The organism is Oleiphilus sp. HI0125 (genome assembly GCF_001635355.1).
This window is the reverse complement of sequence record NZ_LWGF01000144.1, coordinates 1-459: the sequence shown is the minus strand read 5'-3', so window position 1 is coordinate 459 and position 459 is coordinate 1. Positions and strand designations below refer to the sequence as shown.

At 48.4% G+C, this 459-nt stretch carries 1 protein-coding gene; it reads left to right on the top strand.

The annotated features are described in order from the left end of the window. Positions 1 to 459: GTP-binding protein (locus A3762_RS02485; protein ID WP_156493155.1), on the top strand; the 459-nt coding region annotated here is incomplete at both ends.

The following is a 459-nucleotide window of genomic DNA, read 5'->3' as shown; positions in this document are numbered from 1 at the left end:
CCGTTACAGAAATATCGGGATCGTTGCGCACGTTGATGCGGGTAAGACGACGACAACCGAGCGCATTCTATTCTATACAGGCCTATCTCATAAGATTGGTGAGGTGCACGATGGTGCAGCTACCATGGATTGGATGGAGCAGGAACAAGAGCGCGGCATTACCATTACTTCTGCGGCAACTACGTGTTTTTGGTCGGGTATGCGTCAGCAATTCGATCAGTTCAGAATTAATATCATTGATACGCCGGGGCACGTTGACTTTACCATTGAGGTAGAGCGTTCTTTGCGCGTATTGGATGGTGCTGTGGTTGTGTTGTGTGGCTCGTCTGGTGTGCAGCCGCAAACAGAGACCGTATGGCGTCAAGCCAACAAATACCAAGTTCCTCGCATGGTATTTGTAAATAAAATGGATCGTACCGGTGCTGACTATTTGTCGGTCGTGGATCAATTAAAAGATCG